General features: G+C 65.8%; 19 protein-coding genes. 10 read left to right on the top strand and 9 right to left on the bottom strand.

The window, feature by feature from the left end; genetic code table 11:
* Positions 1 to 71 precede the first annotated feature (71 nt).
* The 3 genes from dxs to WS87_RS20320 form a co-directional block, all read right to left on the bottom strand.
* On the bottom strand, positions 72 to 1976 hold the full coding sequence (dxs, locus tag WS87_RS20330) for a 1-deoxy-D-xylulose-5-phosphate synthase (protein WP_059531480.1): 1905 nt from the start codon (positions 1974 to 1976) through the stop codon (positions 72 to 74).
* A gap of 80 nt (positions 1977 to 2056) precedes the next feature.
* Complete coding sequence (locus tag WS87_RS20325; protein ID WP_059678806.1) at positions 2057 to 2941, bottom strand: polyprenyl synthetase family protein; 885 nt, start codon at positions 2939 to 2941, stop codon at positions 2057 to 2059.
* A complete protein-coding gene (locus tag WS87_RS20320) occupies positions 2938 to 3231 on the bottom strand; it encodes an exodeoxyribonuclease VII small subunit (RefSeq protein ID WP_006479428.1) in 294 nt (97 codons plus the stop codon). The genes WS87_RS20325 and WS87_RS20320 overlap by 4 nt, the downstream gene beginning before the upstream one ends.
* Before the next feature lie 271 nt (positions 3232 to 3502).
* Between WS87_RS20320 and WS87_RS20315 the strand changes: the two genes are divergently transcribed.
* Both WS87_RS20315 and WS87_RS20310 read left to right on the top strand, forming a co-directional pair.
* Positions 3503 to 4609, top strand: coding sequence for an aromatic ring-hydroxylating oxygenase subunit alpha (locus WS87_RS20315; protein WP_059689628.1), 1107 nt, complete (start codon positions 3503 to 3505; stop codon positions 4607 to 4609).
* 115 nt (positions 4610 to 4724) lie between these two features.
* Positions 4725 to 5594, top strand: a complete 870-nt coding sequence (locus tag WS87_RS20310) for a sulfurtransferase (RefSeq protein ID WP_059818768.1) — start codon at positions 4725 to 4727, stop codon at positions 5592 to 5594.
* Positions 5595 to 5646: 52 nt separating this feature from the next.
* Here WS87_RS20310 and WS87_RS20305 read toward each other — a convergent pair whose 3' ends face one another.
* The 3 genes from WS87_RS20305 to polA all read right to left on the bottom strand — a co-directional run bounded on the left by WS87_RS20305 (position 5647) and on the right by polA (position 11287).
* Positions 5647 to 6522 carry a dienelactone hydrolase family protein gene (locus WS87_RS20305; RefSeq protein ID WP_059818767.1) on the bottom strand — a complete coding sequence of 292 codons (876 nt, stop codon included), beginning with the start codon at positions 6520 to 6522 and terminating at the stop codon, positions 5647 to 5649.
* Between the two features lie 397 nt (positions 6523 to 6919).
* On the bottom strand, positions 6920 to 8254 hold the full coding sequence (locus tag WS87_RS20300) for an NAD(P)/FAD-dependent oxidoreductase (protein WP_059531493.1): 1335 nt from the start codon (positions 8252 to 8254) through the stop codon (positions 6920 to 6922).
* 279 nt (positions 8255 to 8533) lie between these two features.
* Entirely contained in the window at positions 8534 to 11287 is a 2754-nt protein-coding gene (gene polA / locus WS87_RS20295) for a DNA polymerase I (protein ID WP_059818766.1), read from the bottom strand.
* A gap of 1 nt (position 11288) precedes the next feature.
* On the opposite strand from polA, the gene WS87_RS20290 reads away from it, so the two are divergent.
* Together WS87_RS20290 and WS87_RS20285 are read left to right on the top strand one after the other, a co-directional pair.
* Positions 11289 to 12047 carry a TIGR00730 family Rossman fold protein gene (locus tag WS87_RS20290; protein WP_059818765.1) on the top strand — a complete coding sequence of 253 codons (759 nt, stop codon included), beginning with the start codon at positions 11289 to 11291 and terminating at the stop codon, positions 12045 to 12047.
* A 389-nt stretch (positions 12048 to 12436) separates the two neighbouring features.
* Complete coding sequence (locus WS87_RS20285) at positions 12437 to 12727, top strand: hypothetical protein (RefSeq protein WP_059531502.1); 291 nt, start codon at positions 12437 to 12439, stop codon at positions 12725 to 12727.
* A 119-nt stretch (positions 12728 to 12846) separates the two neighbouring features.
* Here WS87_RS20285 and WS87_RS20280 read toward each other — a convergent pair whose 3' ends face one another.
* A complete protein-coding gene (locus tag WS87_RS20280; protein ID WP_059690185.1) occupies positions 12847 to 14373 on the bottom strand; it encodes an AMP nucleosidase in 1527 nt (508 codons plus the stop codon).
* A 129-nt stretch (positions 14374 to 14502) separates the two neighbouring features.
* On the opposite strand from WS87_RS20280, the gene WS87_RS20275 reads away from it, so the two are divergent.
* From WS87_RS20275 to WS87_RS20255, 5 genes are all read left to right on the top strand, one after another.
* Positions 14503 to 14910, top strand: a complete 408-nt coding sequence (locus WS87_RS20275) for a hypothetical protein (protein WP_059466512.1) — start codon at positions 14503 to 14505, stop codon at positions 14908 to 14910.
* Positions 14911 to 15017: 107 nt separating this feature from the next.
* On the top strand, positions 15018 to 16016 hold the full coding sequence (locus WS87_RS20270; RefSeq protein ID WP_059818764.1) for a homoserine kinase: 999 nt from the start codon (positions 15018 to 15020) through the stop codon (positions 16014 to 16016).
* The gene (locus WS87_RS20265; protein ID WP_059531507.1) at positions 16007 to 16816 is read left to right on the top strand and encodes a BPSS1780 family membrane protein; all 810 of its coding nucleotides are present in this window, start codon (positions 16007 to 16009) and stop codon (positions 16814 to 16816) included. The genes WS87_RS20270 and WS87_RS20265 overlap by 10 nt, the downstream gene beginning before the upstream one ends.
* A 166-nt stretch (positions 16817 to 16982) precedes the next feature.
* On the top strand, positions 16983 to 17435 hold the full coding sequence (locus tag WS87_RS20260; protein ID WP_059818763.1) for a MarR family winged helix-turn-helix transcriptional regulator: 453 nt from the start codon (positions 16983 to 16985) through the stop codon (positions 17433 to 17435).
* A 155-nt stretch (positions 17436 to 17590) separates the two neighbouring features.
* Complete coding sequence (locus WS87_RS20255) at positions 17591 to 18010, top strand: organic hydroperoxide resistance protein (protein ID WP_031399791.1); 420 nt, start codon at positions 17591 to 17593, stop codon at positions 18008 to 18010.
* Between the two features lie 108 nt (positions 18011 to 18118).
* On the opposite strand, the gene WS87_RS20250 is transcribed toward WS87_RS20255, so the two are convergent.
* Together WS87_RS20250 and WS87_RS20245 are read right to left on the bottom strand one after the other, a co-directional pair.
* The gene (locus WS87_RS20250; protein ID WP_006753395.1) at positions 18119 to 18295 is read right to left on the bottom strand and encodes a DUF3563 family protein; all 177 of its coding nucleotides are present in this window, start codon (positions 18293 to 18295) and stop codon (positions 18119 to 18121) included.
* An 81-nt stretch (positions 18296 to 18376) separates the two neighbouring features.
* Positions 18377 to 19486 (bottom strand): extracellular catalytic domain type 1 short-chain-length polyhydroxyalkanoate depolymerase, encoded by a 1110-nt coding sequence (locus WS87_RS20245; protein ID WP_059818762.1) that lies wholly within the window; start codon positions 19484 to 19486, stop codon positions 18377 to 18379.
* A 249-nt stretch (positions 19487 to 19735) separates the two neighbouring features.
* On the opposite strand from WS87_RS20245, the gene WS87_RS20240 reads away from it, so the two are divergent.
* A complete protein-coding gene (locus WS87_RS20240) occupies positions 19736 to 20434 on the top strand; it encodes a phosphatase PAP2 family protein (RefSeq protein ID WP_059818761.1) in 699 nt (232 codons plus the stop codon).
* Positions 20435 to 20482: the final 48 nt, after the last annotated feature.

Below are 20482 nucleotides of genomic sequence, written 5' to 3'. Positions count from 1 at the left end.
GCCCATGTTTTCCGCATCAATGTAGACCGGTTGCACCAGTCGCACCGACGCCGCCCGCAGGCGGCGCCAGCTTATGCGACGCGCTTCGCCTGACCGGCGACATCGGCCGCCGGGCTCAGGAAGCGTTCGCGAATCGACTTCGCGATGCCCGCGCCGTCGAGGCCGCATTGCGACAGCAGCTTCGCCGGATCGCCGTGATCGATGAACTGGTCAGGGAGGCCCAATTGTATTACGGGTCGGATAACCCCACTGTCCATCAGGGCTTCGACGCAGGCCGAGCCCGCACCGCCCATCACGCAGCCTTCCTCGACCGTGACGAGGTAATCGTGCGTCTCGGCGAGTTCACGCACAAGCGCCGCATCGACCGGCTTCACGAAGCGCATGTTCGCGACCGTTGCATCGAGCTCCTCGCCCGCCACGAGCGACGGTGCGACCATCGTGCCGAACGCGAGAATCGCAACGCGCTTGCCTTCCGGCTGCGACGTGCGGCGACGCACTTCGCCCTTGCCGAGCGGGATTTCGGTGAACTCCTTCACCGTCGCCACGCCCGTGCCCGCGCCGCGCGGATAACGCACCGCGGTCGGGTTCGGTTGCTGAAGCGCCGTGTGCAGCATCTGGCGGCACTCGTTCTCGTCGGACGCTGCCATGATCGTCATGTTCGGAATGCAGCGCATGAATGCGAGATCGTACGCGCCCGCGTGCGTCGCACCGTCCGCGCCGACGAGGCCCGCGCGGTCGATCGCGAACACGACCGGCAGGTTCTGCAGCGCGACGTCGTGGATCAACTGGTCGTACGCACGCTGCAGGAACGTCGAGTAGATCGCGACGACGGGCTTCAGCCCTTCGGTCGCGAGGCCGCCCGCGAACGTCACCGCGTGCTGCTCGGCGATGCCGACGTCGTAATAGCGATCCTTGAAGCGCTTCTCGAACTCGACCATGCCCGAGCCTTCGCGCATCGCGGGCGTGATGCCGACGACGCGCGAATCGCGCTCGGCTTCATCGCACAGCCATTCGCCGAACACCTGCGTGTACGTCTTCTTCGCGGGCGTGGTCGACGGCTTGATGCCTTCTGCCGGGTTGAACTTGCCGGGGCCGTGGTAGAGCACGGGATCGGCTTCGGCGAGCTTGTAGCCCTGGCCTTTCTTCGTCACCACGTGCAGGAATTGCGGGCCGCGCAGTTCGCGGATGTTCTGCAGCGTCGGGATCAGCGAATCGAGATCGTGACCGTCGATCGGGCCGATGTAGTTGAAGCCGAACTCTTCGAACAACGTGGCCGGCACGACCATACCCTTCGCGTGCTCCTCGAGCTTGCGCGCGAGTTCGAGCACCGGCGGCGCGACGCTCAGCACGCGCTCGACGCCTGCGCGCGCGGCCGCGTAAAAGCGGCCCGACATCAGGCGTGCGAGATGGCGGTTCAGCGCGCCGACCGGCGGCGAAATCGACATGTCGTTGTCGTTGAGGATCACGAGCAGCTTCGCATCCTCCGACACGCCCGCGTTGTTCATCGCCTCGAACGCCATGCCGGCCGTCATCGCGCCGTCGCCGATCACCGCGATCGAGAAGCGGTCGTCGCCGTTCAGCTGGCTGCCGATCGCCATCCCGAGCGCCGCCGAGATCGACGTGCTCGAGTGCGCGGTGCCGAACGTGTCGTATTCGGACTCGCTGCGGCGCGGGAAACCCGAGATGCCGTCGTACTGGCGCAGCGAATGCATCTGGTCGCGGCGGCCCGTCAGGATCTTGTGCGGGTAGGTCTGATGACCCACGTCCCAGACGATCCGGTCGTTCGGCGTGTTGAACACGTAGTGCAACGCGATCGTCAGCTCGACCGTCCCGAGGTTGGACGACAGATGGCCGCCCGTCTTCGACACGCTGTCGAGCACGAACGCGCGCAGTTCATCCGCGAGCGGTTGGAGTTGGCGACGATCGAGGCGGCGCAGATCCGCCGGGTCGTCGATGGTTTTCAGCAAGTCGTACATCGTCGTTCCATTGTAGGAAATCAAACGCGCCCGCATTCTATTGCACGCACCGTAGCGTGTGCGCAGCGGCGGGCTTCGCGTCAGCTGACCCGGTTCACCACCAGGTCGGCAAGTTCGGCGAGACGCTGTGCGCGTGCGCCGAACGGTTTCAGCGCATCGTGCGCTTCGGCGCGCAGCTGGGCCGCGAGCTCACGCGATGCGTCGAGGCCGAGGATCGATACGTACGTCGGCTTGTCGTTCGCCGCATCCTTGCCGGCCGTCTTGCCGAGCGTCGCCGAATCGGTCGTGACGTCGAGAATGTCGTCGACGACCTGGAAGGCCAGGCCCACGGCACCCGCGTAAACGTCGAGCGCGGCCATCGCCTCCGCCGACGGCGTGTCGCCGGCCAGCGCGCCCATCCGCACGGCGGCACGCAGCAGCGCGCCCGTCTTCATCCGGTGCATCGTCTCGAGCTGTTCGCGCGTCAGCTTGAGGCCGACGCTCGCCAGGTCGATCGCTTGCCCGCCGGCCATGCCGATCGAGCCGCTCGCCAGCGCCAGCTCGCGCACGAGCGCAGCCTGCTGCACCGGAGTCAGTGCCGCGGCGTCGGTCAGCGCGACGAATGCCTGCGACTGCAGCGCATCGCCGACCAGCAGGGCCGTCGGCTCGTCGTACTGCACGTGCACGGTCGGCTTGCCGCGTCGCAGCGCGTCGTCGTCCATGCACGGCATGTCGTCGTGCACGAGCGAGTAAACGTGGATCATCTCCAGCGCCGCCGCCGCTGCGTTGCGTGCCGCTTCGGTCGCGCCGGTCAGTTCGCCTGCTGCATGGCACAGCAGCGGGCGAACGCGTTTGCCGCCGCCGAGGACCGCGTAGCGCATCGCCTCGTGAAGTTGCGTGGGCACTACATTATCAGCCGGCAAATAGTGGCCGAGTGCGTCCTCGACACGGTCGAGCACGGACCGCATCCATTGTTCGAATGTCATAGATCGTCGTCTTCGCCGTCCGTGGCGGCCGTTCCGGACGAAAGCGGCTTCAGCGTCGCGCCGTCGAGCACGCGAACCTGCTGCTCCACTTTCTCGAGCTGCTGTTGGCAAAACGCAACGAGGGTCGCACCGCGGCGATACGCCGCCAGTGAATCCTCGAGGCTCAACGCGCCGCCTTCCATCCGGGCAACCAGCGTCTCGAGTTCCGCGAGCGCCATCTCATAATTGTCCGGCAACGGTTCGGTGCCATTGCCGGGCGGCGTGGCGCCTGGGGATGCGGTTTTCGCCATGGACGAGGGTGTCAAATTTCAAAACAAGTCGGACATTCTACGGCAAAAGAGAATTCTCCGATCTGCCGACGTGGGCAGCCCGGCACATCTTCCGGCCCCATCTTCGACACACGGGGTGCGCACCCGGATTGCCTGCCGACAAAAAATTGACACAAATCAGGCACTTAATCCTAGCCTTGCGAGGCGAACCGGGTATAATTCCGCGTTTCCCTAAATCGATTTTTCGATGGTTGGGTTGTTCACTGCTTTCACGCTAACACCGGGAGTGGGAATGTCCAATCTGAGCGATGCGCTTCAGTTGAAGTCGGCTCACAGCCAGCTTCCAGTCACTGCATATTTCGATGAGGCGCTCCTTGAGCGCGAGATCGAAACCCTCTTCAAGAAAGGACCTCGTTACGTCGGGCACGAATTGATGGTGCCCGAGGCGGGGGATTATTTTGCGCTGCCGTCCGAAAAGGAAGGCCGCGTGCTGGTCCGCAACCCGGCGAACCAGATCGAACTGCTGTCGAACGTGTGCCGTCACCGGCAGGCGATCATGCTGAACGGGCGCGGCCATACGCAGAACATCGTGTGTCCGCTGCACCGCTGGACGTACGATCTGGAAGGCCAGCTGCTCGGCGCGCCGCACTTCCCCGACAAGCCGTGCCTGAACCTCGGCAAGAGCCCGCTGCAGAACTGGCAGGGGTTGCTGTTCGAGGCCGAAGGCCGCAACGTCGCGCGCGATCTCGCGAACCTCGGCACGAAGCATCACTTCGACTTCTCCGAGTATCACTTCGATCACGTCGAAGTGCACGAGTGCGACTACAACTGGAAGACGTTCATCGAGGTCTACCTCGAGGATTATCACGTCGTTCCGTTCCACCCGGGCCTCGGCAGCTTCGTGTCGTGCGACGATCTCAAATGGGAGTTCGGCGACTGGTACAGCGTGCAGACGGTCGGCGTGCACAACGCTCTCGCGAAACCGGGCAGCGCGACCTACCAGAAGTGGCACGAGCAGGTGCTCAAGTTCCGCAACGGCGTGCCGCCGGAGTTCGGCGCGATCTGGATGGTCTACTACCCGGGCCTGATGATCGAGTGGTATCCGCACGTGCTCGTCGTGTCGTGGCTGATTCCGCGCGGCCCGCAGAAGACGACCAACATCGTCGAGTTCTATTACCCCGAGGAAATCGCACTGTTCGAGCGCGAGTTCGTCGAGGCCGAGCGCGCCGCCTATATGGAGACGGCCGTCGAAGACGACGAAATCGCGATGCGGATGGACGCAGGCCGTCGCGCACTGATGGCGCGCGGCGAATCGCAGGTCGGCCCGTACCAGAGCCCGATGGAAGACGGCATGCAGCACTTCCACGAGTTCCTGCGCCGCCACCTCGGCGACATCTGACCGCGCGCGGCGCGCCGGCGCCGCATGGCATTCGGCATATGAAAAGACGGGTTTCGGCCCGTCTTTTTTTGTTTAGACTTGGAGTATCAGGCCGTTTGCACTCCAGGGAGCCGTCATGCCACATACCCACTACACCACGCTCATCTCCGCAGCCAATCTCGCCGAGCGGCTGGCCGCGGCGCCGGGCAGCGTCGCCGTGTTCGACTGCCGCTTCGATCTCGTCGATCCGGGCGCGGGCGAAGCCGCCTATGCGACCGGCCATATTCCCGGCGCGCAGTATCTCCATCTCGACCGCGACCTGTCCGGCCGCAAGACCGGCACCAACGGCCGCCATCCGCTGCCGACCCGCGACGCATTCGCGACGCTGATCGCCAGCCGCGGCGTCAAGCAGGGCCAGCAGGTCATCGCCTATGACGCACAAGGCGGCGCCTATGCGGCGCGGCTATGGTGGCTGCTGCGCTGGCTCGGGCACGATTCCGTCGCGGTGCTCGACGGCGACCTGCAGGCATGGGAAGCGGCCGGCCAGCCGCTGACCGCCGACGTGCCGCACCCGGCCGCCGGCGACTTCCGCGCGACGACCCCGCTCGAATCGACAGTCGACGCGGCGGCCGTGCTCGCGAACGTGACGTCGGCCAAGCGCGTCGTGATCGATGCGCGCGCACCGGATCGCTATCGCGGCGAAAACGAAACGATCGATCGTGTCGGCGGCCACATTCCCGGCGCACGCAACCGGTTCTTCAAGGACAACCTGGCCGCCGACGGCCGCTTCAAGACCGGTCATGAGCTGCGCGAGACGTTCACCACGCTGCTCGCCGGCACCGAACCGAACAGCGTGATTCTGCAATGCGGGTCCGGCGTGACCGCATGCCACAACGCGCTCGCGCTCGAAATCGCGGGGTTGCATGGCGCGTCGCTGTATCCGGGCTCGTGGAGCGAATGGAGCGCCGATCCGTCGCGACCGATCGCGACCGGCCCGAACCCATAAGCACCTGCGTGGCGCGACGACAAGGCGGCGGCATCTGCCGCCGCTGCTTCGTTTACATCACGCCGTACTTGTGGAACCACTCGATCGCGCGCTTCCAGCCGTCCTCGGCATCGCCCTTCACGTAACTCGGCCGATAATCGGCGAAGAACGCGTGACCCGCATCCGGATACACGACGATCTCCGATTGGCGCGCGAGCTTCGAGTCGCTCGTCTGGATCGCCTTGCGCATGTCCGCGAGCGATGCCTGCGTGATGTTCGTGTCCTTCTCGCCGTACAGCCCGAGCACGGGCACCTTCAGCAACGACGCATGATCGACCGGATTGAACGGCGTCATCTCGTCGGTCGTGCCCTCGACGAACCCGTACCATGCGACGGCCGCCCGCACGTGCGGATTGTGCTCCGCGTACAGCCACGCCTGGCGGCCGCCCCAGCAGAACCCCGTCACGCCGAGACGCGACAGGTCGCCGCCGTTCTTGCCGGCCCATGCGACGGTCGCATCGAGATCCTCGGTGACCTGCCGGTCGGGCACCTTGCTGATGATGTTGTCGAACAGTTCCTTCATCGTCGGATACTTCGATGCATTGCCCTGGCGCGCGAACAGGTCGGCCGCGATCGCCAGATAGCCGAGCTTCGCGAAGCGACGGCAGACGTCGGCGATATGCGCATGCACGCCGAAGATCTCGTGGATCACGATGACGACCGGCAGGTTCGTCTTGTCGACCGGCTGCGCGCGATACGCAGGGATGCTCGCGTCGCCCGAGCGGATCTCGATGGTGTCGACGTCCAGCCCGCTGCTGTCGGTCGTGATGGTCTGCGCCGACACGGGCAACACGGCCGCCGCGAAGGTGCCGCCCAGCGCGGCCTGCATGAACTTGCGGCGCGAGAACGGAACGTGGGGAACCAGGCTGTCGACTTCGGGTTTCAACATGAATGCACTCCTCGATTGGGCGCCGCCGTCACGGCCAGGGACTCGCCCCGGCACCACGCCGGCGGACGGCGCGGATGTCGCGGCGGTTGGCACCCCGCCGCAAGCGGAAACCCGGACAAGATGCCCAATAATCCGTTGTCGCGTCAACTGTCAGATGTGTAAGACTCGATTACGACGACGCAATGCCGTAGCACCCAACGGTATCGATAACCGCGGCAACCCGGCCCGGCAAGTCCATGCGCGGCACGATGCGGCGAGCGCCGGCGCGCGCGCGAATCTCCGTGGATTGAGTCGAAATGACGCGCAATGAACAGGCCCGGTGCGCAAATCCGCGGTCAACCGCACCTGAAACGACAACGGGCAGGAATCCCCGCCCGTCGGTGCACGAACCGTGCGGTCAGTGCAGCTTGACGCGCGGCAGCGTCGTGCGACGCAGCCAGTGCGCGAACGTATCGAGCACCATGCGCGGATAGCCGTGCAGCGCCGCGATGTGCAGGCGGTACAGCGACATATACATGAAGCGTGCGAACAGCCCTTCGATCAGCATGTTGCCGCCGATCAGCCCGCCCATCAGGTTGCCGACCGCGCTGAAATGGCCGAGCGACACGAGCGAACCGAAATCGCGATACGTGAACTCGGGCAGCTGACGTCCGTCGAGCCGGCAGCCGATCGCCTTCAGCAGAAAGCTCGCCTGCTGGTGCGCGGCCTGCGCGCGCGGCGGCACGTTGCGCTCGTTGCCGGGCCATACGCATGCCGCGCAATCGCCGAGTGCGAAGACGTTGTCGTCGGTGAAGGTCTGCAGTGTGCGGCGCACGTCGAGCTGGCCGAGCTTGTTGACCTGCAGGCCGTCAAGATTCGACAGCACGGACGGTGCCTTGATGCCGGCCGCCCAGACCGTGAGATCCGCGCGCACCGACTTGCCGCTCGCCGTATGCACGAAACCCGGCGCGACCTCGGTCACGCGCTCGGCAAGCATCAAGCGCACGCCGAGCTTTTCGAGCAGCTCGGCCGTTGCGGTCGAGACGCGCTCCTGCAGCGCAGGCAGAATCCGCGGCCCCGATTCGATCAGCACGATGCCGACGTCGTGCTGCGGGTCGAGCTTGTGCAGCCCATAGACGGACAGCACCTGCGCAGTGTTGCGCAGCTCGGCGGACAGCTCGACGCCCGTCGCGCCGCCGCCGACGATCACCACCTGGATGCGCGGCTCGTCCGCCGCTCCCGGCGCGGGCTGCGCCGGCGCCTGGTGCTCGGCGCGCATGCACGCGGCGATCAGGCGCTTGCGGAAGCGCTCGGCCTCGCCGACCGTATCGAGCGCAATCGCGTTTTCAGCCGCGCCCTGCACGCCGAAGAAATGCGTCGTGCTGCCGATCGCGATCACGAGCGTGTCATATTCCAGGTCGCGCGCAGGCAGCAGTTCCGCGCCGTCGCTGTCGTTGACGGGCGACAGCGTGATGCGCTTCGCCGCGCGATCGAGCGCGGTCAGTTCGCCCTGCTGAAACTCGAAGCCATGCCAGCGCGCCTGGGCCGCGTATTCGAGTTCCTGCGTGAACGGGTCCATACTGCCGGCCGCGACCTCGTGCAGTAATGGCTTCCAGATGTGGGTCGGATTGCGGTCGACGAGCGTGACGAGCGCACGCGCGGGACGATTGCCGCGCGCGCCGTAACGGTCGCCGAGCCGCGTCGCCAGTTCCAGGCCGCCCGCGCCTCCGCCTACGATGATGATCCGATGCATCCGATTCCCCCTTTGCGATTCGAAACTGCTGCCGCCGAACGATGCAGACGCGATACGTTCGCGCCGCCCGTTGGATTAACCGGTTCGGACATCATCGATGTGCAGTTCGAAACACTTCGACGCACCGATCCCGGAACGCGGGGCGCGCTGCCCCCGCGACAATGACCTGACTGACATGCATTGTCCGGGAGCTTGCGCGTTGACCACAAGCAAACCATCTCGATATTCAGCATCCCTGCAACAATATGCCGCGGGACGCGGGAATCACGCGGGGGTGCGTCAGTGTGCCTCTTCCCAGTTCGCGCCGGCACCCACTTCAGCGACCAGCGGCACCTTCAGCTTCGCCACACCGCACATCATTTCCGGCAGTTTCTCGCGCACGAGCGACAGTTCGTCGTCGGGCACCTCGAGCACCAGTTCGTCGTGCACCTGCATGATCATCCGCGATGCGAGCTGGTCGCGCGTGAGCCAGTCGTCCACCGCGATCATCGACAGCTTGATCAGGTCGGCCGCCGTGCCCTGCATCGGTGCATTGATGGCCGCACGTTCAGCGGCCTGGCGGCGCGGGCCGTTGCCGCCGTTGATCTCCGGCAGCCACAGGCGGCGGCCGAAAACGGTTTCGACGTAGCCCCTTTCCTTCGCCGCCGCGCGCGTGTCCTCCATGTACTGCGCGACGCCCGGGTAGCGCGCGAAATAGCGGTCGATATACAACTTCGCCGCATCGCGCGTGATGCCGAGGTTCGACGCGAGGCCGAACGCGCTCATCCCGTAGATCAGCCCGAAGTTGATCACCTTCGCGATCCGGCGCTGATCGGAGTTGACCTCCAGCGGCGTCACGCCGAACACCTCGGCGGCCGTTGCGCGGTGGATGTCCTCGCCCTGCGCGAACGCGCGCAGCAGCGACGCGTCGCCGGAAATGTGCGCCATGATCCGCAGTTCGATCTGCGAATAGTCGGCCGACACGATGCAGTGACCCGGCGACGCGATGAACGCTTCGCGGATCCGCCGGCCCTCGGCCGTGCGCACCGGAATGTTCTGAAGATTGGGATCGTTCGACGCGAGGCGGCCCGTGACCGCGACGGCCTGCGCATAGTTCGTGTGCACGCGGCCCGTTGCGGGATTCACCATGCGCGGCAGCTTGTCGGTGTAGGTCGACTTCAGCTTCGACAGCCCGCGATGCTCGAGCAGCAGCTTCGGCAGCGGGTAATCCTCGGCCAGCTTCTGCAGCACTTCTTCGTCGGTCGACGGGGCGCCGCTCGGCGTCTTCTTCACGACCGGCAACTGCAGCTTCTCGAAGAAGATCTGCCCGATCTGCTTCGGCGAGCCGAGATTGAATTCGCCGCCGGCCAGTTCGTACGCTTGGCCCTCGAGTTCGATGAGCCGCGTCGCGATCTCGCTGCTTTGCGCCTGCAGGCGTGCGTCGTCGATCAGCACGCCGGTGCGCTCCATCTTGCGCAGCACGAGCGACACCGGCATCTCGATCTCGCGATACACGCGCTCGAGGCCCGGTTCGCGCGCAACCTGCGGGTACAGCGCATGATGAAGCTGCAACGTGATGTCTGCATCTTCGGCGGCGTACGCCGCGGCCTGCTCGAGCGCCACTTCGTCGAAGCCGATCTGCTTCGCGCCCTTGCCGGCCACGTCTTCATACTTGATCGTCTTGACACCCAGATGGCGCAGCGCGAGGCTGTCCATGTCGTGCGTGCGGTGCGATTCGAGCACGTACGATTCGAGCAGCGTGTCGTGCTCGATGCCGTTCAGCGCGATGTCGTAGTTCGCGAGCACCTGCGCGTCGTACTTCAGATGCTGGCCCACCTTCTTGCGGTCGGCCGATTCGAGCCACGGCTTCAGGCGCGCGAGCACGTCGTCGATCGGCAACTGCTCGGGCAGGTCGGGGCCGCGGTGCGCGACCGGAAGATACGCGGCCTTGCCCGGCTCAACCGAGAACGACAGGCCGACGAGCCGCGCGGTCATCGGATCGAGCGAGGTGGTCTCGGTATCGAATGCGGTCAGTGCGGCCGCATCGATCTTCGCGAACCATGCGTCGAACTGTTCCCAGGTCTGGATCGTGTCGTATTCGCGGACGATGTCCGCCGCAACCACTTGCGCCGGCTCGCCTTCCGGCGCATCGGCGCCGCCGCCTTCGGCGGGCGCGCTGTCGACTTCGCGCAGCCACGTCTTGAAGCCGTATCGCGCGAAGATGTCGCGCAGCAGGTCGCGTGCTTCGCCGTCGCTCTTCAGCGACGCTTCGATCGATTCGAGATGCGGTGCGAGATCGCAGGCCGTGTCGACGGTCACGAGCTTGCGGCCGAGCGGCAGGAAGTCGAGCGCGCGGCGCAGGTTGTCGCCGACCACGCCCTTGATCTCGCCCGCGTGTTCGATCACGCCGTCGAGGCTGTCGTATTGCGACAGCCATTTCACGGCCGTCTTCGGCCCGCACTTCTCGACGCCGGGCACGTTGTCGACGGTGTCGCCGATCAGCGCGAGGTAGTCGATGATCCGCTCGGGCGGCACGCCGAACTTCTCGATCACGCCGCCGCGATCGAGCGTCTCGTTGGTCATCGTGTTGACGAGCGTGACGTGATCGGTGACGAGCTGTGCGAGGTCCTTGTCGCCGGTCGACACGATCACGTTCATCCCGTGCCGCTCGGCTTCGCGCGCGAGCGTGCCGATCACGTCGTCGGCCTCGACGCCCTCGACCATGAGCAGCGGCCAGCCGAGCGCACGGACCGCACCGTGAATCGGCTCGACCTGCAGTGCAAGATCGGGCGGCATCGACGGACGGTTTGCCTTATAGTCGGCATAAAGGTCGTCGCGGAACGTCTTGCCCTTTGCATCGAACACGCAAGCGCTATACTCTGCACTGACTTCCTTGCGCATACGGCGCAGCATGTTGATGATTCCGTAGAGCGCTCCGGTCGGCTCCCCGCCAGGGCCACGCAAATCAGGCATCGCATGGTAAGCCCGATACAGATAGCTCGAACCGTCAACCAATAGCAGGGTCTTACCTTCCAGATTTCGTTCTTCAGGCATTATGAACAAGAGAAAAGTGATTCCGAGTCTGCGTTCGCTCGCAGATCAAGAACGCGCGACGGCCAAGAAGGCGCGCGCATCGTGGCAGATGTTCACGATTATGGCAGAGTTTATCGAGGCGACCGAGTACCTGTCGGAGATCCGCCCGGCCGTCAGCATCTACGGTTCTGCCCGTCTCAAACCGGACACGCCGCACTACAAGCTGGCCGTGCAGATTGCGCGCAAGCTGTCCGACGCCGGCTTCGCGGTGATCTCAGGCGGCGGCCCCGGCATCATGGAAGCCGCGAACAAGGGTGCGCACGCCGGCAAGGCGCCGTCGGTCGGCCTGAACATCGAGTTGCCGCACGAGCAGGCGGGCAACCACTACCAGGACATCTCGCTGCGCTTCCGCCACTTCTTCACGCGCAAGGTCACGTTCGTGAAGAACTCCGACGCAGTGATCGTGATGCCGGGCGGCTTCGGCACGCTCGACGAGTTGTCCGAGGTGCTCACGCTGATCCAGACGAAGAAGTCGCGCCTCGTGCCGATCATTCTCGTCGGTAGCGCGTTCTGGCAGGGGCTGCTGCAATGGTTCCGCGACCAGCTGATTCCGATGGGCCTCATCAATCCGGAAGACATGAATCTGATGCAGGTGATCGACGATCCCGACCAGGTGCTCGACGCCGTGCTCGCGTTCTACGAGGACAGCGGCGAGGAAGAAGGTGCGGACGGCGAAGACCATCCGCCGCGGCCCGAAGAAGACCGCATGTTCTATCTGTAATTCGATCGGTGCGATGGCCTGCCTCACGGCCGGCATCCCGTCTCCCGCGCGGCAGGCACGGAAATTCCGCCACCTGCCGCGCGTCATTTTGTAACGCCGTATTAATCCCGCCGTGCGGCCGAGCGCCGCCGAATGTCAAATCCGGGCAGCCTGCATCGCGCAATGCCGTCGACGCTTCCCATGCCCGGCCCGTCATTGTCAAATCATGCAGCCTGTCGTCGATCCGGCCGGCGTGCCTGGCGTCAATCCACCGTAACAAACCCGTCTCGCCTTTTTCGCGCCGCGCCTGCACACTGCATCTCGTCGGCGTGGCGTCCCCCCGGTGGAACGATCCCCCTCGCGTCCATCGCGTCGCGCCGGCCTTTGACAACGACATCACGGAAAACAACATGAAACGCTCACTGATCGCCCTCGCCTTCGCCGGCCTCGGTCTTTCGCTGTCCGGCCTCGCCCATGCCGTCAACGTCGACGTCAACATCGGCACGCCCGCGCCTGTCGTCGTCGCGCCCGCGCCTGTCGTGGTCGCACCGGCGCCGGCGGTCGTGATCGGCTGGCACGGCGATCGTTACTGGGACGGCCGCCGCTACTGGGAGCGTCGTGAGTGGGAAGATCATGAGCGCCATCGCGGTCACGGCGGCTACCATTGCCCGCCGGGACACGCGAAGAAGGGCGAGTGCTGAGCGTCTAGGTGTGGGGTCGATCGGGCCCGCGCACTGCAGGACAAAAAACAAGGCCGCACGTGAACGAAAGTTCGCGTGCGGCCTTTGTCGTTACGCCCGCGGCTTGCGCGGCGTTCACCTCACTGAAACGCCACTTCCGCGAAGCTCCGAAGTTTCCGGCTATGAAGCTTGTCGAGCCCGTTCGTGCGCAGAATCTCCATCGCCTTCACGCCGATCTGCAGATGCTGGTCGACCTGGCCGCGATAGAACGTGTCGGCCATGCCCGGCAGCTTCAGCTCGCCGTGCAGCGGCTTGTCCGATACGCACAGCAGCGTTCCGTACGGTACGCGGAAACGGAAACCGTTAGCGGCGATCGTCGCGCTTTCCATGTCGAGCGCAATCGCGCGGCTCTGCGACAGCCGCTGCACGGGCTCGCGGTGATCGCGCAGTTCCCAGTTGCGGTTGTCGACGCTTGCGACCGTGCCCGTGCGCATCACGCGCTTCAGTTCGGCTCCCTCCAGACGCGTGACCTCGGCCACGCCGCGCTCGAGCGCGAGCTGCACTTCGGCGAGCGCCGGGATCGGCACCCACAGCGGCAGGTCCGCATCCAGCACGTGATCCTCGCGCACGTAACCGTGCGCGAGCACGTAGTCGCCGAGGCGCTGCGTGTTGCGCAGGCCCGCGCAGTGGCCGAGCATCACCCAGGCATGCGGACGCAGCACCGCGATGTGATCGGTGATCGTCTTCGCGTTCGACGGACCGACACCGATGTTGACCATCGTGATCCCGCTGCCGTCCGCGCGCTTCAGGTGATACGCGGGCATCTGCGGCAGCCGCGGCGGCGCGGCGCCCTCGGCCGGCTCGCTGCCGAGGTTCGCGTTGTACGTGATGACGTCGCCCGGCTCGACGAACGAACTGTACTGGCTGCGGTACGCGCGCACGTCCGGATCGGTGCTTTCCGTCATCATCGCGCGGCCGAGCTTCACGAACTCGTCGATGTAGAACTGATAGTTCGTGTAGAGCACGTAATTCTGGAAGTGCGTGGGCGACGTCGCCGTGTAGTGACGCAGCCGATGCAGCGAGAAGTCGACGCGCGCGGCGGTGAACAGCGCGAGCGGATGCGGCTCGCCGGGTGCCGGCTCGAACGTGCCGTTGACGATGCGGTCGTCGAGGTACGACAGGTCGGGCGTATCGAAGATGTCGCGCATCGCGAGCAGGCGGTCGCGATCGAGCTCGCCTTCGAGGTGGATGCCTTCGGGAAACGCGAAGTGAACCGGAATCGGCTGCGACGACACGCCGATCTCGATCTTCACATGGTGGTTCTTCGACAGCAGGCGCAGTTGCTCGCGATAGTAGTTCGCGAACAGGTCGGGACGCGTGACGGTCGTCTCGAACACGCCGGGGCCCGCGACGAAACCGTATGAACGGCGCGAATCGACGTGCGTGTTGACGTCGGTGCGAATCCGCACGAACGGATAGCACGCGCGCACGTGCTCGGTGATCGATTCATGGCGGCGATAACGCGCGAAGGCGTCGCGCAGGAAGCCCGTATTGGTGTCGTAGATGGCCGACAGCCGCGCGACGGCGGCAACGGAATCGTCGAATGCTTCGACGGGCGGGCTCTCGGGCGTCAGCACCCGATGCCGGCGGCTCAAATCGTTCTTCATTTTCATCACCTCGTCTGATCAAACGACATTACCACGGAACCCGGTCACGCTCATGGCCGCCCGCTTGCACGCGAGGGCCGGGCCGCGCGCAGTATTTGCTAAAATCGGAAGGTTCACTGGAGACTCATCATGAAGCCGCTCATTCTCGTCGCCGCTGCCGCCGTGCTCGCTGGCACGTTTGCCGCCGCCGGCGCCGCCTACGCCGCCGGCGGCACGCCCGACGCCGACGCGCAGGCCCGGGCCGAGGCCAACGAAGCCGCCGGCCTGCCCGATCTCCGCAAGATCAACCGGCCGGGCGCCGAAGTCACGTCGAAAGTCGACTTCGCCGACATTCGCCGCACGCCGAGCTTCCATGAAAAGAGCAAGAACGGCACCGAGGTCACCGAGTATCGCGATCGCGGCAAGCCGGTCGAGATCGACGTGAAGTCGAACTTCGGCACGCGCTACCAGATGAGCTCGACGCTCGACACGTCGCCGAAGCCGCACGACGCGGGCGTCCCGATCACGCGCCTGCCGTCGGTGAACCTCCGCTACTGATTTCCCCCCGCGCCGCGTCGATCCCGACGCGGCGCGCCGGCTTTCCCTTCACCTCCTGTCGCGCCGCACGCCGCGCGCGTGCCGACAACTGACCAGACGCATCTCGCATGGCCGTTTTCACCGCTGTTTCCGACTCCGATCTCGCGCAATGGATGCGCCACTACGAACTGGGCGACGTGCTGGCGTTCCGCGGCATTCCGTCCGGCATCGAAAACAGCAACTTCTTCCTGACGACGACGCGCGGCGAATACGTCCTGACGATCTTCGAAAAGCTGACGGCGGAACAGCTGCCGTTCTACCTCGATCTGATGCGCCATCTGGCCAGCCACGGCGTGCCGGTGCCGGATCCGGTCCCGCGCGACGACGGCGCGCTGTTCGGCGAACTGCACGGCAAGCCGGCCGCGATCGTCACGAAGCTCGACGGCGCGGCCGAACTCGCACCGGGGGTCGAACACTGCATCGAGGTCGGGCAGATGCTCGCGCGCCTGCACCTGGCGGGGCGCGACTATGCGCGCCACCAGCCGAACCTGCGCAGCCTGCCGTGGTGGCAGGAAAACGTGCCGGCGATCGTCCCGTTCATTTCCGACGCGCAGCGCACGCTGCTCGAAGACGAACTCGCGCATCAGGCCGCGTTCTTCTCGTCGGACGACTACGCGGCGCTGCCGAGCGGCCCGTGTCACTGCGACCTGTTCCGCGACAACGTGCTGTTCGCGCACGCGGCGCCCGGCACCGGTCATGACGTCCGGCTCGGCGGCTTCTTCGATTTCTATTTCGCGGGCTGCGACAAATGGCTGTTCGACGTCGCGGTGACCGTCAACGACTGGTGCGTCGACCTCGCGACGGGCGTGCTCGACGTCGCGCGCGCGGATGCGCTGCTGCGCGCGTACCAGACGGTCCGGCCGTTCACGGCCGAGGAGCGCCGCCACTGGAGCAACATGCTGCGCGCGGGCGCGTACCGCTTCTGGGTGTCGCGCCTGTACGATTTCTACCTGCCGCGCGCGGCTGAAATGCTCAAACCGCACGACCCCGGTCATTTCGAACGCATCCTGCGTGAGCGTATCGCCCACACGCCCGCGCTTCCTGAGACCCATACCGCATGCAACTGATCGAAGTGCCCGCGAAAGCGGGCTATGTCTGGTTCCGTCAAGGCATCTGGCTGTTCCGCCGGAACCCGCTCGCGTTCATCACGCTGTTTTTCACGTACCTGCTGGCGATCACGCTGGTGTCGATGGTGCCGGTCATCGGCGCGGCGCTGCCGCTGCTGTTCATCCCCGGCATCGCCGTCGGCTTCATGGCCGCGTGCCGCGACACGGTGGCCGGCAAGCCGGTGATGCCGACGATCCTCATCGACGGCTTCCGCTCGTACGGCACCGTGACGACGCAGCGGCTGCTCGTGCTCGGCGTGGTCTACGTCGCGCTGATGGTGCTGGTGTTCGCCGCATCGTCCGTCGTGGACGGCGGCGGGCTGCTCACCATGATGCTGGGCGCGACGAGCGAAACGAGTCCGACGCCGGAAGCGCTTGCCGCGCAAGGCACGCTCGGCGCGCTGCTGCTGGCGACGCTGCTCTACGCGCCGGTCGCGATGCTGTTCTGGTTCGCGCCGGTGCTCACCGCATGGCACGACATCCCGCCCGCCAAGGCGCTGTTCTTCAGCATCGTCAGTTGCTGGCGCAATCGCGGCGCATTCGTGGTGTACGGGCTGCTGTGGTTCGGCGTCGCGCTCGGCACGTCGTTCGGCCTGTCGCTGCTGCTGCAGGCGCTCGGCGCCGGCGCCTACGTGCTGACGATCATGATGCCGGTGACGATCATCATCGTCACGATGATGTACTGCTCGTTCTACGCGACCTATCGCGGCTGCTTCGGCGTGCAGGAACCGGGAGCCGCGACGCCCGCGTCGGGCCGTTGAGTCGGGCCGCTGACGCAGACTCGGCCGGCGCACGCCGCCGGCCGCCCATCTCCCCTCCCAGCCGACCCGGCGCCCCAACCTTCGCGCCGCCCCTGTTCAATCGAATCCGTTGCGCGCAAAATAATTTGCATGCAAATCGTTAGCGCGTCCGCCGCGCCCCCGAATCATGGACCGCCTGCCCCCGCTGCCCCAGACGCTCGACGAGCAACTGTGCTTCGCACTCTATTCGACTTCGCATGCGATGACGAAGGCGTACAAGCCGCTGCTCGACAAGCTGTCGCTGACCTATCCCCAATATCTTGCAATGCTCGTGTTGTGGGAGCGCGACGACATCGCCGTGAAGGACATCGCCGCCCGCCTCGACCTTGACCCGGCTACCGTCACGCCGCTGCTGAAGCGGCTCGAGGCGCTCGGCTACGTCGAACGCGTGCGCAGCGCGACCGACGAGCGTGTCGTCAACGTGCGCGTGACCGCGGAAGGCCGTGCGCTGAAGCTCAAGGCGCGCTCGGTGCCCGCCGATCTCTTCTGCGCGATGCAGCAAACGCCCGAGTTCCTGGTCAGGCTGCGCGCGGATCTCCAGCAATTGCGCAACGCGCTGTCGACCGCCAACGAAGGCTGACGGCACGTCGATCTCAAACAAGCCCGGCACCGCCGGGCTTTTTCTTCAAAATTTCATTTGCACACAAATCATTTGTGCTCTATATTTCGTTCGTGGCCGGCGACACCCCGTCCGACCGGACCGCTTCCTACCACTCTTCCGACAGGAGCTGCACCATGAACATTCTGTACAAGACCAGCGCCACGAGCACGGGCGGCCGCGACGGCCGCGCGGTATCCGCCGACAACAAGCTGGAAGTGAAGCTGGCCGCGCCGCGCGAGCTCGGCGGTACGGGCGCGGAAGGCACGAACCCGGAGCAGCTGTTTGCCGCAGGTTACTCGGCTTGTTTCCTGAGCGCGATGAAGTTCGTCGCCGGCCAGAACAAGCAGGCGCTGCCGGCCGACACGCAAGTGACCGCGGAAGTGGGCATCGGCCCGAACGATGCGGGTGGCTTCGGGCTCGACATCGAACTGCGCGTGTCGCTGCCGGGGCTCGACAAGGCCGACGCTCAAGCGCTGGTCGACAAGGCGCACCACGTGTGCCCGTATTCGAACGCGACCCGCAACAACGTGCCGGTGCGCCTGACGGTCGTCTGACGCAACGCGCGGCGCCGAATGCAAAAAGGGCGTGTGCGGCTGCTTGCCACACACGCCCTTTTGCGTGATTCGCCGGACCGGCTGGTAAGCCGGCCCGCGCTGCGCTGCTTAACGCGAGCCGAACGAGAACGGACGGTTCATCGCCGCTTCGCGATCGATCTTGCGCATGCGGAATTCGAGATCGTAGATGTCGGTTGCTTCGGACAGGTACGCATCGGCGCGCTCTTTCGCGGCCTTTTCAGCGTTCTTGGTCAGCATCAGGAAGAGGTGGCTCAGCAGGTACATGGTCGATCTCGCAATCCAAAGGTTCTTTGACTAGGGTTTTCCCGAATTATAGGGAAAACCCTAGCCTTTGGCCAGCGTCGATCAGACGGTGCGTCGTTCGGTCGCCACAGTGCGCCGATTCTCTTCGAAAAAGGACCAGATCATCGCGCTCGCATCGGGGCCGACCGCCGCATGAAACGGCACCGCTTCGTCGCCCCCCGCCCATGCATGATCGAGCCCTTTCACGTGACAGAGCCGCACGATCGACTCGCCGTCGCGACGCACATCGGTGATCTGCGCGCCTGCCTCGCGCGTTTCCACGCGCTCGCCGCCGCGCAGTGCGCCGCGGCTGTCCGCGAGCCCGTTCAGGCGCATGAACTGCACCATCAACTGGTCCGCATTCTTCGGCGCGACGACATGGTCCCGGTCGCCCTGCACGATCAGCACGGGCATGCCCGGATACGCGCCCGCATCGACCACCGTGTCGACCACCGCGGCCGGATTCTGCCGGAGGCCGCGCCGCATCACGTCCATCGCACTGATCCCGGAATTCGCCTCGCCGAGCGCGGGGCCGGAGTGCAGCGCCACCGCCGCGAAGCGATCCGGGTGGTGCAGCGCGAGCAGTGCCGCCAGGCCCGCGCCGGCCGACAGCCCGGCGACGTAGACGCGCGACGCGTCGAAGCCGTGCTCGTCGACGAGCGCGTCGACGAGCGATGCGACCGCATCCGCCTCGCCGCGGCCCGCGCGGTCGGTGTCTTCGTACCAGTGCCAGCAGCCGTGCGCATGCGCGCGGACCGACTGCTCCGGATACAGCACGGCGAAGCCGTACTTGTCGGCCAGCAGGTTCATCCGGGTGCCCTGCGCGAACTCGTCGACCGATTGCTGGCAACCGTGCAGCATCACAACGAGCGGTATCGCACCGCGCCGCCGGCCAGGCGGAACGTACAGCCCGTAGGCGAGCTGCTGGACCAGGCGGCCGAGCGCGGGCGCCATCGGGTGTTCGCCGCGCGTCCACTCGCCGGCCGCCCATGCAGCCGCGCGCGGCCGCACGCGCGACTCACGCGGTGGGGACAGATCGGTCACGGCGGGCGACGCCGCAGCCTCGAGCGTATCGCGCGCGATACGCTGTGCATCGCGCGCCGCACGTTTGGCGGCCGGAGACAGCATACGTTTCATGCCGCCCAGCCATACCTTCGTCAGACTTTTGGTCATCGATCGGGCTCGCAGTCAGGAAAAATAGGGGGACAACACCCGGTGCATCGTTTGACTTTGTGCAATGCACCATAACATTGTTTCTGGGATTTTTCCTGCACGCGGATAGTTCCGCCGCGGCGCAAAAAACGGGCCTCGAGCATACGCGGCGCTATACTGGGGTTTAGCCGCTTGTATCCGTTGTAGTCGTTCTTCCCGGCTCGCGCGTTGATTTAAGCATTCGTCCCGCCTCTGCTCGTTCCCCTCCCGATGTTCGACCTGCCCTCTCACCTGTGGATCATGATCACCGCGTTCGGTGGCGCCGGCCTGACCTTGCCGCTCGCGATCACGATCGCCGTGTGGCTCGCGCTCGGCTACTCGTGGCAGCGCGCGGCCGCGTGGCTCGGCGTGCTCGCCGTCGCGATCGGGGTCGTCGCGCTCACGAAGATCGCGTTCCTCGGCTGGGGCGTCGGCATCCGCGCATGGGACTTCACGGGATTCAGCGGCCACGCGATGCTGTCGACGTCGGTCTATCCCGTCGCGATCTTCCTCGCGCTGATCCGCACGCGCACGCCGGTGCGGATCGCCGGCATCGCGCTCGGGCTCGCGGCCGGCATCGCGGTCGGCGTGTCGCGCGTCGCGCTCGACGCGCATTCGCCGTCCGAATCGATCACCGGCTGCATCGTCGGCGCGATCGCCGCGCTGGCATTCATCGCCGGCTCGTGGCACGCGGTGCCGCACCGCTGGTCGGTGCCGGCGGTCGTCGTGAGCCTCGCGCTCGTCACCGTCGCGCTGCACGGCATCACGGTGCCATCGCACCGCTGGGTCACCCGGGTCGCGCTGGAACTGTCGGGGCACGAGCGGCCGTTCGTCCGTGCCCGCTGGAAAGCCAATCCCAACTACCGGCCGGCATCGCAGCCGTCGTCGCTGCACCGCACCGGCTCGCCGCCGCCGTCGATGCACGCGTGACGGGGCGCCCGCACATCCTTCCCGTCGCCTTCCAGATCTGAAGATTTC

Source organism: Burkholderia sp. MSMB0856 (assembly GCF_001524645.2).
Classification (GTDB): domain Bacteria; phylum Pseudomonadota; class Gammaproteobacteria; order Burkholderiales; family Burkholderiaceae; genus Burkholderia; species Burkholderia diffusa.
Note: the sequence above shows the minus strand (reverse complement) of the source record. Positions and strands in the feature narration are given on the sequence as shown.

Coding starts and splice junctions, on each gene's coding strand:
- WS87_RS20315 (WP_059689628.1), top strand. CDS start 3,503: ATGTCCAATCTGAGCGATGCGCTTCAGTTGAAGTCGGCTCACAGCCAG.
- WS87_RS20280 (WP_059690185.1), bottom strand. CDS start 14,373: ATGAAGAACGATTTGAGCCGCCGGCATCGGGTGCTGACGCCCGAGAGC.
- WS87_RS20325 (WP_059678806.1), bottom strand. CDS start 2,941: ATGACATTCGAACAATGGATGCGGTCCGTGCTCGACCGTGTCGAGGAC.
- WS87_RS20290 (WP_059818765.1), top strand. CDS start 11,289: ATGAACAAGAGAAAAGTGATTCCGAGTCTGCGTTCGCTCGCAGATCAA.
- WS87_RS20255 (WP_031399791.1), top strand. CDS start 17,591: ATGAACATTCTGTACAAGACCAGCGCCACGAGCACGGGCGGCCGCGAC.
- WS87_RS20250 (WP_006753395.1), bottom strand. CDS start 18,295: ATGTACCTGCTGAGCCACCTCTTCCTGATGCTGACCAAGAACGCTGAA.
- WS87_RS20305 (WP_059818767.1), bottom strand. CDS start 6,522: ATGTTGAAACCCGAAGTCGACAGCCTGGTTCCCCACGTTCCGTTCTCG.
- WS87_RS20265 (WP_059531507.1), top strand. CDS start 16,007: ATGCAACTGATCGAAGTGCCCGCGAAAGCGGGCTATGTCTGGTTCCGT.
- WS87_RS20285 (WP_059531502.1), top strand. CDS start 12,437: ATGAAACGCTCACTGATCGCCCTCGCCTTCGCCGGCCTCGGTCTTTCG.
- WS87_RS20320 (WP_006479428.1), bottom strand. CDS start 3,231: ATGGCGAAAACCGCATCCCCAGGCGCCACGCCGCCCGGCAATGGCACC.
- WS87_RS20275 (WP_059466512.1), top strand. CDS start 14,503: ATGAAGCCGCTCATTCTCGTCGCCGCTGCCGCCGTGCTCGCTGGCACG.
- dxs (WP_059531480.1), bottom strand. CDS start 1,976: ATGTACGACTTGCTGAAAACCATCGACGACCCGGCGGATCTGCGCCGC.
- WS87_RS20270 (WP_059818764.1), top strand. CDS start 15,018: ATGGCCGTTTTCACCGCTGTTTCCGACTCCGATCTCGCGCAATGGATG.
- WS87_RS20310 (WP_059818768.1), top strand. CDS start 4,725: ATGCCACATACCCACTACACCACGCTCATCTCCGCAGCCAATCTCGCC.
- WS87_RS20240 (WP_059818761.1), top strand. CDS start 19,736: ATGTTCGACCTGCCCTCTCACCTGTGGATCATGATCACCGCGTTCGGT.
- WS87_RS20245 (WP_059818762.1), bottom strand. CDS start 19,486: ATGACCAAAAGTCTGACGAAGGTATGGCTGGGCGGCATGAAACGTATG.
- WS87_RS20260 (WP_059818763.1), top strand. CDS start 16,983: ATGGACCGCCTGCCCCCGCTGCCCCAGACGCTCGACGAGCAACTGTGC.
- WS87_RS20300 (WP_059531493.1), bottom strand. CDS start 8,254: ATGCATCGGATCATCATCGTAGGCGGAGGCGCGGGCGGCCTGGAACTG.
- polA (WP_059818766.1), bottom strand. CDS start 11,287: ATGCCTGAAGAACGAAATCTGGAAGGTAAGACCCTGCTATTGGTTGAC.